We start from the raw sequence: 13,389 nt of genomic DNA on the forward strand, positions 1-13,389 counted from the left end.
GACTGTTATTGCGCTGGAATCTCACTCTTATGTTTACGTTTCGATCTCTTTTTGCTCCTTTCCTGCTGTTAATGGCCCTGGCCGTACCGGCGATGGCACTGGCTGATGACAGTGCTGCCACGCCTGCGCAAGAGGATACGACGCCGAAGGTTAACGCCTCGGTCGAGCTGCCTAAAATGCAGAAAATTCTCGACAAGATAAAAGGTCAGGTGTCGGGAAATACCAATGAAAACCAGCTCAACCAACTCAACGAGATGGCGCTGGAACTCTCCGGCAATGCTGATACGCTCGGACAGGCGTTGATTCCTCAGCGTCAGCAACTTGATGCCCAGCTGGCGGTACTGGGTCCGGCACCGAAGCCCGATAGTGGTATGAAAGAAACCCCGGAAGTGACGCGTAAGCGCAGCACGCTTGAGAATCAGAAAAGTAAGCTGGACGATCAAATCAAGCAGGCGGAAGGCATCAAAAACGGTGCGCTGGTGTTGTCGTCGCAAATCGTTAACCTGCGCCGTGACCAGCTGAAAAGTCAGCTGGCGCTGAATTCCGGCAGTATTTTCGGCCCGCGTTTTTGGTCACCGCTGGTCAGCACTCAGGATCTTGATGGCGAGAAAATCAGCGACTTCCTGAGTGAATTGCAAGACACCGCTGCGTTGTCGTGGGAGCCGGGCTGGCGCTTCGGCACCATTAGCTGGCTGATCGCCGCGATGCTGGTGATGACGCTCGGCCGTCGTTACGGCGAAGAGTTTCTCGCGTGGGTGAGTATCCACAAAATGCCGGAAGGGCGTCTGCGCCGCAGTTTTCTCGCCACCGCCATCGCGCTGACCACCCTGGCGGCAGTGGTGCTGACCTTCAATTTCTTTGCGCTGGCGTTTGCCCGTCGTGATGAAGTGTCGGCCGATGTGCAGGATTTTATCTTGCGCCTGGTGCAACTCAGCGTCTATTGCGGCCTGATCGCGGGTTTAGGGCGTGCTTTCCTGTCAACGCGTCGTCCCAGCTGGCGTTTACCCAGTATCTCGAATGAAGTGGCGCAGGCGCTAAAACCCTTTCCGCCGATCACCGCGGTGCTGGTGTTTATTTTCCAGACGGTTGAATCATTCAACTACAGCGTGGGCACCAGCCTCAACACCACCATTTTTGCCAACGGCCTGACGGCGCTGCTGATTGGTGGCACCGGGCTGGCGATCAGCATGCGTACCAACCGGGTGCGTCGCCGTATGGTGCAAGCGGGTAACCCACCGGAGGCGCGTTCTACGCTGGTCGGTCTGATCCAGATGGGACTGACGCTGACGGCGCTCGCCATCCTGGTATTCCTGGTAATTGGCTACGTCTCACTGGCGCGTTTCCTCAGCTATGAATTGATCTGGTGTGGCATCCTGTTTGGCTCGTTCTATTTCCTCAGCCAACTGATCACCGACGGTTGTGACACGCTGTTTTCGACGCAAAACAGCAGTGGCAAACGTATTCAGAGTTCACTCAATATTGATGAGCGCCACTTGCAACAGGCGGCCACGCTGCTCGGCGCACTGGGTAAAACTGCGCTGATTGGCATTGTCGCCCTGGCGTTGCTTAACGGTACCTTTGCTTCATCTACGCCGATTGAGCTGATCCAGAAAGTCATTGAGTTCTGGGGTGGTAAAGGGCTGGAGTCGCTGAACATTGTTCCTGCTCATCTGGTCAACGCCATTCTGTGTCTGGTGGTGGGCATTTACGTGCTACGCGCGGTGCGCCGCTGGCTGGATAAAGAGTTCCTGCCGAAGACCACCATGGACGCGGGAATGCGCGTGTCGCTGGTGACACTGTTCAGCAATATTGGTTACGTGCTGATTATCCTGCTGACGCTGTCGATTATGGGTCTGCAATGGAACAAACTGGCGTGGATCGTCAGTGCCCTGTCGGTAGGTATCGGTTTTGGCTTGCAGGAGATAGTGAAGAACTTTATCTCCGGCCTGATTCTGCTGACCGAGCGTCCGGTTAAAGTGGGCGATCTGGTAACCATCAGCGGCATTGAAGGGGATATCCGCCGCATCAATGTGCGCGCCACCGAGATCCAGCTCAGCGATAAATCGACGGTGATTGTGCCGAACTCGCAATTCATCTCACAAAATGTGCGTAACGCCACCATGGGTAATGCGCAGGGCGTGGTCACCATCCCGCTGAACTTCCCGCTGGATATTGATCCGGTGCGGGTGCGGGAACTGCTGCTGGAAGTCTATGAGGAGAATGAGCGCATCCTGGAATCGCCCGCGCCGTCGGTATCGTTTAAGGAGCTGTCACCCAATGGGATCGTGCTGAGCGTAACCGGTAACGTTGCCAGCCAGCGTCAGATCTCCGGTGCCAAAAGTGATTTGCTGTTCGATATTCTCACGCGTCTGCGTAAAGAGGGCATTGTGCTGTCAACGCCGCAGACGATGATCATCGAACGTCGCGCGCAGCAGGCCGCCGCAGGCGACAGCGAGCCGTTGTCTTAAATCACGGTATTATCCCGTAGCGGCGCGATTTATCGCGCAATTTCGTGCGCGATGCCGGAAAAACCCGCGCGATAAATCGCGCCGCTACGGGGCAGGCTAAGCTTTCACTGCCCAGCCTTTCTGCTTACTGGTTTTGCCAATCCCCGGATTAAAACTGTTGGTGGGGTCCAGGCGGCGATAGAACGCCTGGAGCTGCGGCTTCGCGGCATACAAATGCCCGACGTTATGCTCCGCCGGGTATTCCGCGCCACGCTGGCTGAGAATCGCCAGCATCTTCTCCTTCAGCGCATGGGCATCCACGCCTTTCTTCACGATGTAATCCTGGTGGAATACGTGACAGAAAAAGTGGCCGTAGTAGAGACGATGGCTCAGATCGTTATCGAATTCCGGTGGCAGGCGCTCAAACCAGTCGTGGTCATTACGGCGCAACGCAATATCCAGTGCCAGAATATCTTCCACTTCCTCCGCATGGACCGCGTGATATCGCACGGCGGCACCGGCGGCGGCAAAACGATGCAGAAACGCATGCGCGCCTTCTTTGGCATCGCAGGCAAAAAACTCCCCGCCACCTTCACGGAAAAAGTCGTGCAGATATTCCTGCGCCTCGGCCACGCCATCGCCGGACATTTTCAGCATCAGATGATGTTCATATCTGTCGCGATACTGTTTCAGACGTTTCGGCAGATGGGCCGGGAAGAGGGTACTCAGGCGTTGCAACAGGCGATCGGTAAAGTGCGGCTTGATCCAGTTACGCTTCGCCAGCCAGGCATCAAGGCGTCCCTTGAGGGTGAAAAACAGCGGCATCTTGTCGGTACCAAGCCGGTCGATCATCAGGAAGGTATCTTTGCCATACACTTCGGCGATATCAAAAATATCGCGATGCATATATTCCCCTGCCACCGGTAGGTTGTGGAAATTCTCGAGGATATGACGGCGAATTTCCCCCAGTTCTGCCGGATCGTTACTGCCGATATAGAACACCTGCTGTTTCGGTTCGCTGGCGAAGGTATCGAGGCGCACGGCAAACACCGCCAGCTTGCCGGCACAGCCAGAGGCTTCAAACAGGCGGCGTGCATCGGCATTGAAACGTGCCGGGGTATCGGCGTGGATATCGCGTACGCGATCGGCATATTCATGATCCGATGCGTGGCGATCGTCCCAGATAACATCGCTTTGCTGCCAGCGATCGTCATCCAGTCTTCCCAGCACCTCTTCCGGCGAATGACCGAGTTCGATACCCAGATGATTCACCAGATGCAGCTTTCCTTCGGCATCAATCTGCGCATACAGCGCCATCTCGCTGTAAGCCGGACCGCGCTTGATCAGGGAACCACCGGAATTGTTGCAGATCCCTCCCATCACCGACGCGCCAATGCAGGAGGAACCAATGACCGAGTGAGGCTCACGTCCCAGCGGTTTAAGCGCTTTCTCCAGCTGATACAGGGTACTGCCGGGGAACGCCAGGATCTGTTTGCCGCTATCAATCAATTGCAGCTTGTCTAGGCGCAGCGTGCTGATGATCACCACCGGACGATCATAATCGTTACCGTTTGGCGTCGAACCTTCCGTCAGCCCGGTATTGGCGGCCTGCATTAGAATGACGGCATCGGCCGCCACCAGCGCCTGCAATACCCGCCATAACTCCAGCAGTGTACCAGGGAACACCACCGCCAGCGCTTCACCCTCGCCAGAGCGAAAGCCTTTGCGGTAGCGCGCCGTTTGTTCGGCGTCGGTCAGCAGTTGTGCAGAACCGACCAGGCGGCGCAGCTCACCCAGCAGGTTCGAATCAGAGAGGGTCATTGGCTTATCCTTGTCATTAACGTTGCGAAAAATACTGTAGCACGCCTGGGGCGAAGCGGTGGCGATGTGACATCGGTGGCTACCTGCTATCCTCATCTTATGGCACACTTCCCTGGCTATTTTTATATTGCGCAGTCACTTAAGAGAACCTGACCTGATGAAATGGATTTGCTCTATTAGCCTCGCTGTATCCCTCGCCATTCAACCCGCACTGGCGGATGACATGTTTGGTAACCATCCGATGACGGAACAGGCGCGTGACGCCTTCGTTAACCAACTGCTCGGCAAGATGACGCTGGATGAAAAAATTGGTCAGCTGCGTTTAATCAGCGTGGGGCCGGATAACCCAAAAGAAGCCATCCGTGACATGATTCAGCACGGGCAGGTCGGGGCGATTTTCAATACCGTGACGCGTCCGGATATTCGCGCCATGCAGGATCAGGTGATGCAGCTCAGCCGCCTGAAAATTCCCTTATTCTTTGCTTACGACGTGGTACACGGCCAGCGCACCGTGTTCCCGATTCCGCTGGGGCTGGCATCAAGCTGGGATCTGGATGCGGTGGCGGAAGTCGGACGGGTTTCTGCCTATGAAGCGGCCGATGATGGCCTGAACATGACCTGGGCACCGATGGTGGATGTCAGTCGTGAACCGCGCTGGGGACGCGTCTCCGAAGGCTTTGGTGAAGACACCTTTCTGACCTCACAAATGGGCAGCACCCTCGTGAAAGCGATGCAGGGCAAAAGCCCGGCGGATCGCTACTCGATCATGACCAGCGTAAAACATTTCGCCCTGTATGGCGCAGTGGAAGGGGGGCGTGATTACAACACCGTGGATATGAGCCCGCAGCGCATGTTCCAGGATTATATGCCGCCGTATAAAGCCTCGCTGGATGCGGGCAGCGGTGGCGTGATGGTGGCGCTCAACTCAATTAACGGTACCCCGGCGACGGCAGATAGCTGGCTGTTAAAAGATCTGCTGCGTGGCGAGTGGAAATTCAAAGGCATCACCATCAGCGATCATGGCGCGATCAAAGAGCTGATCAAGCATGGTGTAGCCAGCGATCCACAGGACGCGGTGCGCATTGCGCTGAAATCCGGCATCGATATGAGTATGAGCGATGAATACTACAGCAAATATTTGCCGGGGCTGGTGAAACGCGGTGTCGTGAGCATGGCGGAAATTGATGATGCGGTGCGCCATGTGCTGAACGTTAAATACGATATGGGGCTGTTTAACGATCCCTACAGCCATCTGGGGCCAAAAGGCAGCGATCCGCAGGACACCAACGCCGAAAGCCGGTTACACCGTGCTGAAGCGCGTGACGTGGCGCGTAAAAGTATCGTCCTGCTGAAGAACTGGCATGAGACGCTGCCGCTGAAGCACGATGCTACCATAGCGCTGGTCGGCCCGCTGGCTGACAGCCAGCGTGACATTATGGGCAGCTGGTCCGCAGCCGGGGTAGCCAGTCAATCCATCACCCTGTTGCAGGGCATGCGCACGGCGATGGCAGGCAAGGGCACGCTGCTATATACCAAAGGGGCGAATATCACCGATAACACAGGTATTCAGAACTTCCTGAATTTGTATGAAAAAGCAGTGACCGTCGATCCACGTAGTCCACAGCAGATGATCGATGAAGCCGTGGCTATCGCGAAAAAGGCCGATGTAGTGGTGGCGGCGGTTGGCGAGGCGCAGGGTATGGCGCACGAAGCTTCCAGCCAGAGTGATTTGGTGATACCGGAAAGTCAGCAGAAATTGCTGGCGGCGCTGAAAGCCACCGGCAAACCGCTGGTGATTGTGCTGATGAATGGCCGCCCGCTCAATGTGGTGAACGAAGATCGCCAGGCGGATGCGATGCTGGAAACCTGGTTTAGCGGCACGGAAGGCGGTAACGCGATTTCCGATGTGCTGTTTGGCGACTACAACCCATCCGGTAAGCTGCCGGTTTCCTTCCCCCGTTCAGTGGGGCAGATTCCGATTTATTACAACCATCTGCCGACGGGTCGCCCGTATAACTTCGAGAAGCCAAACAAATACACCTCGCATTACTACGATGCCATCAATGGGCCGCTTTATCCGTTTGGCTATGGTCAGAGCTACACCACTTTTAGTGTCTCGCCGGTGAAAATGTCCGCGAAAACCATGCCGCGTAACGGATCGGTAGAAGCCAGCGTGACGGTAACCAACACCGGCAAGCGTGACGGTGCCACCGTAGTGCAGATGTATCTTAACGATCCGGTTGCCAGCATCAGCCGCCCGGTAGCGGAACTGCATGGCTTCAAACGCATCATGCTGAAGGCGGGTGAATCGCAAACGGTGAGCTTTAAGATTGATGTGGATGCGCTGAAGTTCTGGAATCAAAAAATGCAGCATGTGGCTGAGCCAGGTAAGTTCAATGTGATGATTGGGCTGGATTCGGTGCGCACCCAGGACGCCAGTTTCGATTATCTCTGATTAGCTGTTGTTCCGCACCAGGTTGACATAAATGCCGCCCCTGCGATGTTATGCTTATGCGTTCGTAGGGGCAGCATTTATGCTGACCTGGTTATCCACGGTACAACCACAAAAACATGAATATCCGCAACCGCATCGAACAACAAGTCTTTCGCCTGAATGGCCTCTCGCTCAATGAATTCGACATCTCGCAACCACCAGGCGACCCGGGCTTGTTCGGGCCGGACAGCGTTATCTGGCGTGTGCACGGTGATTTTGCATCCATGATGTGCGGCGGCATCAGTGCCTTGCTGTTGCAGATGCTGCATCCGGCAGCGCTGGCCGGTGTATGGGATCACTCCAACTTCCGCAAAGACATGATGGGGCGGCTACGACGCACCAGTCAGTTTATCGCCGTCACCACCTTTGGTAACCGGCAGGATGCCCATACGCTGATTGAACGCGTCAAACGGATTCATCTGCGCGTGACTGGCGTTGATAATGCCGGACATCCGTATGCCGCCAGCGACCCGCAGTTGCTGACCTGGGTGCATGTGGCGGAAACCAGCCGCTTCCTTGCCGCCCACCTGCGCTACAAAAATCCCCATCTCAGCCTGGCGGAGCAGGATCGTTATTATCAGGAAGCGGCGCTGATTGCTGAATCTCTGGGGGCAGAGCAGGTGCCGCAAAGTGTCGCGGCGGTGGAAGACTATTTGCAGGCGATGCGTCCGCAGCTGGTGTGCGATGAACGCACACGTGAAGTTACGCAACTGCTGATGAACGCGCCAGCCCCCAGCTGGCAGGCGAAACCGGTGATGAAGGTGATGCTGAAAGCGGGGACGGGTCTGCTGCCCGACTGGGCGCAGCAGCAGGCAGGCTTAACCATCAATCCTGTGCAGCAACGGTTGGTGGATGGACAAATTCATCTGATTGCCGGGTTGTTGCGCTGGTCGATCCAGCGTGGAGCTTATGCGCGCGCCATGAAACGTATGGGCCGCTGATTCATCACGGATGAAACCCATCTCCGGTTTTGGTGTAAGTACGTGGCGTTCTGGCTTCGCGGCGCAGCGTTAACTGCCGCAACTGATAGTGGTGGATCAACATGCCCAGCCCGAAGCCAATCAGCGCCAGCGGTATCAGGCTGTAGTAAAGATCGGCAGGCAGGATCACCAGCAAGGCAATGCCGCCAGCGATCAACGTCAACGCTGACATCACCCAGGTGTAGCGGATAAACAACCATACCAGCAGGGCGAAAATCACCACATCACGCAGGTTCAAATCCAGATTTTGCAGCACCATAACGGCGACTCCTTTGATGCGAATGGGGCGACAATAGCATGTGCCGCAGCAAATGAATCGCGAAATAATTTGATGTCTGAGTGCGATGCCCGTAGCGAAACATCAACAATCCTCAACCTTTCCCCGCATCACTTTGAGAGTTTTACCCTTGTGTCACATGGCGCGAGTGCCGATCCTGCTCTATTCTCGGGGGAAATGGATCCCTCCAGGCATTGTTGAGGCGTTATGACACACCAACCTCTGATTGCTGAGGTGCCTAATCAGCAACACACATTAACGGCTATCGTCGAGCAGGACGCGCGCACGGCCTATTTTTACATCTGGCCGAGTGACCTGTTCCGCAGCCAGTATGCGGTGCGCGGGTGCTGGCTACGCAACCTGCTGCCCGCACCCGCCACCGAAGATCGTGCTGCGATGGAGCAGGGTATCGCACCGCTGCTCAGCGCTGAGTATTGCCGCACGCTGGAAGCCGAGCCGATGCTCGATCCGGCAGGTTTACAGGTGATATGGGAACCGGGCGATGAGGGCGCGGCGCTGTGGTATTACGGCCAACTGCTGGCGGTGATCCCTGGCTGGAGCCTGTATCAGGACAAACAGGTCAGCTTCTCGGCAGGTTGCATCAAAGCCAATCGCCTGACGGCACCGCTCGGTTCCGCGTCAACCAATGATTATTACGCGCGCGCAGAACAACAGCGTCATTTCTGGCGAGACTGGCACGACGGCCATCAGTGGGATACGGTGCAGCGTGAGCTGATGCAGTGCTATCAGGCGCAATTTGGCGAGTCGGTGAAGTATTACGCCATCGATCAGGGCAACTGGCCGCCGATGGCGATTTCGCAGCACTGGCATCAGGGCGTCTGGTATTTTCTCACCCTGGGGATGTGCATCCGTCCGATGCCACAGGTGGATTACCTGTTTGATGAGCTGGCCCCGCAGTATCGGCGAATCGAACTGGCGATGGCGGTGGATGGCGAAGTGATGGACGAAGCCAATGCGGTGCAGATGGCCAGCGCACTGGCGGAGTTTGCTCATCTGCCGTGGGCGCGGCTGACCTGGCTGGGAGAAGGCCATACGCTGGCGTCGGAAGTTGCACCGGTGGGGTTTGAAAGTTTCCTGCTGGCAAATGGACTGGCCCCGGAACCCGCTCAGTTCCGTCTGCCGAAGCGCGAAGGCGATCGGGTTAATTTACTGTGGTCCACGCCGATTACTGAGGCCGAGCGTCAGTTTGCCCAGGCCGACGAGCGCGGCGGTCAGCAGTTGGTGCAGCGCCTGCTGGCTGAAGGTAACGACCATATTTTTCGCCCTCGTCAGGAAGTGGTAGAACCTTCCCCGCATGTCAGGTAGCCACCGTCTGGGGGGGTGAGAGCCCCCATCAGACACAGATAACTCACGTAGCCAGAGCAGATGGAAAGGGTTTAAAGCTGATGGTTTTATCACGTTATTCTGAATACATTAAATCCTCCTGATAATTTCATCCCTTATATATCAGTGATATAGCCTCTATGGTAGCGTTGGGCTCTCCCATTACCTGGCAGGTAGTCTTCATGAGCGCCACAGTGACACCGCACGATGCCCTGTTCAAAAAATTTATGAGTCAGCTCCCTCTTGCCAGGCAGTTCCTGGAAATTCACCTGCCGTCAACAATACGCTGCCACTGCGACCTGGATACGTTGCAACTGATACCAACCACGTTTATTGAACGGGATCTCAGCGCTTTTTATTCTGATGTTTTGCTTTCAATGAAAACTGACTGTGGTGATGGGTATATCTATACGTTGATTGAGCACCAAAGTTCCCCTGATAAACATATGACTTTACGCATGATGCGCTACGCCATTGCTGCCATGCAGCGCCATCTTGATGAAGGCCATAACGAATTACCAATTGTGGTGCCAATGCTGTTCTATCAGGGAAAAAACAGTCCCTATCCTTACTCTATGAACTGGCTGGCTTCATTCCGCAACCAGGAACTGGCTGAGCAGATTTACTGCCATCCCTTCCCACTGATTGATGTCACGGTCATTCCGGATGAGGAGATCATGGCGCACCGCGCCGTGGCACGGCTGGAGATGGCACATAAGATCATTCGTCTGCGCGACATACTGGAAAACATTGACCCGATAGCCACGCTATTGTCAGTAGATTACGATGATGATCTCTCTATCGACGTGATCTACTATATTCTACGGCATGGAGATACCGATGATCGGGAAAAGCTCGTTGAGACATTGATACAAACCAAACCTCAGTTAAAGGAACAGATTATGACTGTTGAACAGCAATGGCGTCAGGAAGGGCGTCAGGAAGGGCTCCTGGAGGGTAAATTGCAGGTGGCTCAGCGCATGCTTTTAGACAAAATAGACGTTGCAACCATCATGAAATTCACTGGCCTGAGCGAGAGTGACGTTCAGCAGCTGAATGCCTGAATACCACAAGTTTTGCCCCTTCCTCCTTGACGGCGTGAGACGTCGCGCCGCTGGATCCTTACCCGCATCAACTATTTTATTGCTTTGTGATCGTGCGCACCTCAAGTTCCTTCTTAACAAGCCGTTAACCCGGATCAGGCATCTCGCCACTCCAGGGTAAGGGCACTCCAATGTTAAAAACCACACAATCACGTTTCACCGCGACCCTCATCGCGTTTTTCGTTGTCCTGATGCTGGTCACCGTGATGGTGATCAACCAGTTTATTGCGCCGCAACTCACGCAAAATGAGAGCCGCCTGGTGCGTTACGAAGTGGACGGCCTGGCTGGACGCATCGTCGAGCAGATGAACCGCGTACAGGCGCAGCAACGCGCCATTACCGAAGCCGCCGGAGTGATGGACAGCGCCAGCATTGATACGCTGCTGCCCGCGCTGGTGAACCAATATCAGGATAGCAACGTGTTTGGCGGCGGCATCTGGCCGTTACCCAATCGCCGCGATCCCGCCAAAGAAAAAGACAGCTCGTTCTTTGCGCGCAACGCCAGTAATCAGCTGCAGGTGAATACCTACTGGAACTCCGATGCTGCCGATAAATACTGGGAGCAGCCGTGGTACAAAGATGGCATGGCTGCGGCCAAAGGGCAGTGCGCCTGGGCGAAAGCCTATCAGGATGCAGCCAGCCCGCAGCCGCGTACCAACTGTGCGATGGCGATTTACCGCAATGGCACGGTCTGGGGCGTCGCAACCATTGACGTCACCCTCGGCTTTTTCAACCAGCTGGCGAAGCAAATGGGCGAAGCAATCCAGGGGCGCGTGCTGATCGTCGAGGCCGATGGCAAAGTGGTGGGTAACGCCGCGCTGGTAGAGGGGACGCCAAAACTGGAAAATCTGGCAGACACTCAACTGCCGCTGGCAGCGACCCTGAAAACCTTGCTGGCGCAAGCGGGGGCGCAGCCGACGCAGGCCAGCTACAAAGGTGATGACGGAGAACATACCCTGTTCCTGCAAGCGATTCCCGGCAGCCCCTGGTATCTGGCCAGTGATGTTCCATCGAGCCTGCTGGATGCTCAAACCCATAGCATGTTGACGCGCCTTGGTCTGGTGCAAATCCCGCTGGCGGTGATCCTGCTACTGGTGCTGCTCGGTTTTGTGCGCGCCATGATGAAGCGTCTCAGTCTGCTGAACCGCAATATCGAAGCGTTATCAACCGGGGGGGCCGATCTGACCCAGCGTTTGCCGGCCAGCAACAGCCCGGAATTCAACGCGGTAGCGCAGAGTTTCAACCAGTTTATCGCCTATTTGCAGGGACTGATGCGCCAGGTGGGCGACAGTGCGCTGGCCATCACCGCGGCTTCGCGCGAGATTGCCAGTGGCAATGCGGATCTCTCCGCACGTACCGAATCGCAGGCTAGCTCGATAGTTGAAACGGCTGCCTCGATGGAAGAGTTAACCGGTACGGTACGTCAGAACGCCGATAATGCCACCCATGCCAATCAGCTGGCTGATGGGGCCTCGCAGGTGGCGGCACGCGGTACCGAAGTGGTGCGTCAGGTGGTAAGTACCATGGGTGAGATTCACCACTCCTCGCGCAAAGTGGTGGATATCATTAGCGTCATCGACAGCATCGCTTTCCAGACCAATATCCTTGCGCTGAACGCTGCGGTGGAGGCCGCGCGCGCAGGAGAGCAGGGACGTGGTTTCGCCGTGGTGGCCTCGGAAGTGCGCAATCTGGCGCAACGCTCGGCGAATTCGGCGCGTGAGATTAAAAAGCTAATTGAGGAATCAGTCGCCAATATCGATACCGGCAGCCAGCTGGTGGAGCAGGCCGGGCAGACCATGGATGAACTGATGCAGGGCGTCAGCAGCGTGACCACCCTGATGGCTGAAATCATGTCTGCCAGCCGCGAGCAAAGCCTGGGCATCGATCAGGTTAACGTCGCTATTACCCAGCTTGATGGTAGCACCCAGCAAAATGCCGCGTTGGTTGAACAGGTTTCCGCTGCGGCGCGTGCGATGGAAGAACAGAGCGTGCAACTGGAGCAGGTGGTGCATAGCTTTAAACTCTAACCTTACCTGGCACGGCAGCTCATTCCGGGCTGCCGATTCTCCTTTCTAATCGTAAATTCCCCATTTTTTGTGCTGACTGCTAAGATTAACCTTCCGTTACGGAAACGCACGGAATGTACGCAATTTCTCCCGCCCTCTGCGTCTCGATTGTGTACAATGGTTGAGATTTTTCTGAAGGAGTTGTCATGTCCGCCATAGAAGTTATTCTCGTTGACCACCTCGATCGTCCCACCGGCAAGATGGAAAAGCTGGAAGTTCATGAAAAAGGATTACTGCATCGTGCGGTAACGGTTTACGTATTTAACTCGCGGCATGAACTGCTACTGCAGCGACGCGCCAGTGGTAAATATCACTGCGGTGGATTGTGGAGCAACACCTGTTGCGGTCATCCCTATCCACAGGAATCGACCCGCGCTGCCGCGGAACGCCGCTTGCGCGAAGAGATGGGGCTGACGCTGACGCTGACCCCGGTATTTGAACTGAGCTATAACCTGCCGCTCAGCAATGGCCTGACAGAACATGAATATGGTCACGTATTTTTTGCCATCAGTGACGAGCAGCCCGAGTTAAACCCGGAAGAAGCCGACGCCTGGTGCTACCGTTCTGTGGCGCAGATCCAGCGAGATATCGCGCAGCAACCGACACAGTTTACCCCATGGTTTCTCTACACTTTTGCGCGGATTCCCGCCACTCTGGATGCTTTTCAGATCACGGCTTGATCCCCTGAATGCGTGACCACCACCATCCCGGTGCCGGTCAGCATGAGCTTCACTCGCGTGCAACATCTTTGATGCCGAACATCCTCAGTTCGCTGCTGAAAAATTCCATTTGGTTATATTAACTGCGAATTGGTTATAACTGATTTGAAATGGCTAGCAGAAATTGAGCGAAGTGAA

At 55.6% G+C, this 13,389-nt stretch carries 9 protein-coding genes; 7 read left to right on the top strand and 2 right to left on the bottom strand.

The window, feature by feature from the left end; genetic code table 11:
- The first annotated feature begins 29 nt into the window (after positions 1-29).
- Positions 30-2,468, top strand: a complete 2,439-nt coding sequence (locus AC6I8X_RS06385) for a DUF3772 domain-containing protein (RefSeq protein ID WP_497840745.1) — start codon at positions 30-32, stop codon at positions 2,466-2,468.
- A gap of 96 nt (positions 2,469-2,564) precedes the next feature.
- Here the strand turns inward: AC6I8X_RS06385 and dld are convergent, their stop codons facing one another.
- Entirely contained in the window at positions 2,565-4,268 is a 1,704-nt protein-coding gene (gene dld, locus AC6I8X_RS06390) for a D-lactate dehydrogenase (protein ID WP_497840746.1), read from the bottom strand.
- 157 nt (positions 4,269-4,425) lie between these two features.
- Here dld and bglX point away from each other — a divergent pair, with 157 nt between their 5' ends.
- Both bglX and AC6I8X_RS06400 read left to right on the top strand, forming a co-directional pair.
- Positions 4,426-6,723 (top strand): beta-glucosidase BglX, encoded by a 2,298-nt coding sequence (gene bglX / locus AC6I8X_RS06395; RefSeq protein ID WP_497840747.1) that lies wholly within the window; start codon positions 4,426-4,428, stop codon positions 6,721-6,723.
- A gap of 116 nt (positions 6,724-6,839) precedes the next feature.
- Complete coding sequence (locus tag AC6I8X_RS06400) at positions 6,840-7,703, top strand: oxygenase MpaB family protein (protein ID WP_497840748.1); 864 nt, start codon at positions 6,840-6,842, stop codon at positions 7,701-7,703.
- 4 nt (positions 7,704-7,707) lie between these two features.
- Here the strand turns inward: AC6I8X_RS06400 and AC6I8X_RS06405 are convergent, their stop codons facing one another.
- Positions 7,708-8,001 carry a hypothetical protein gene (locus AC6I8X_RS06405; protein ID WP_497840749.1) on the bottom strand — a complete coding sequence of 98 codons (294 nt, stop codon included), beginning with the start codon at positions 7,999-8,001 and terminating at the stop codon, positions 7,708-7,710.
- A 225-nt stretch (positions 8,002-8,226) separates the two neighbouring features.
- On the opposite strand from AC6I8X_RS06405, the gene AC6I8X_RS06410 reads away from it, so the two are divergent.
- The 4 genes from AC6I8X_RS06410 to idi all read left to right on the top strand — a co-directional run bounded on the left by AC6I8X_RS06410 (position 8,227) and on the right by idi (position 13,212).
- Positions 8,227-9,345 (top strand): suppressor of fused domain protein, encoded by a 1,119-nt coding sequence (locus tag AC6I8X_RS06410; RefSeq protein ID WP_313682544.1) that lies wholly within the window; start codon positions 8,227-8,229, stop codon positions 9,343-9,345.
- A gap of 200 nt (positions 9,346-9,545) precedes the next feature.
- Positions 9,546-10,427 (top strand): Rpn family recombination-promoting nuclease/putative transposase, encoded by an 882-nt coding sequence (locus AC6I8X_RS06415; RefSeq protein ID WP_313682546.1) that lies wholly within the window; start codon positions 9,546-9,548, stop codon positions 10,425-10,427.
- Between the two features lie 170 nt (positions 10,428-10,597).
- Positions 10,598-12,493 (top strand): methyl-accepting chemotaxis protein, encoded by a 1,896-nt coding sequence (locus tag AC6I8X_RS06420; RefSeq protein WP_497840750.1) that lies wholly within the window; start codon positions 10,598-10,600, stop codon positions 12,491-12,493.
- Between the two features lie 185 nt (positions 12,494-12,678).
- A complete protein-coding gene (idi, locus tag AC6I8X_RS06425; protein WP_313685895.1) occupies positions 12,679-13,212 on the top strand; it encodes an isopentenyl-diphosphate Delta-isomerase in 534 nt (177 codons plus the stop codon).
- Positions 13,213-13,389 lie beyond the last annotated feature (177 nt).

The sequence above is a fragment of the Pantoea sp. X-Soil-TKNS-1280 genome, from assembly GCF_059730475.1.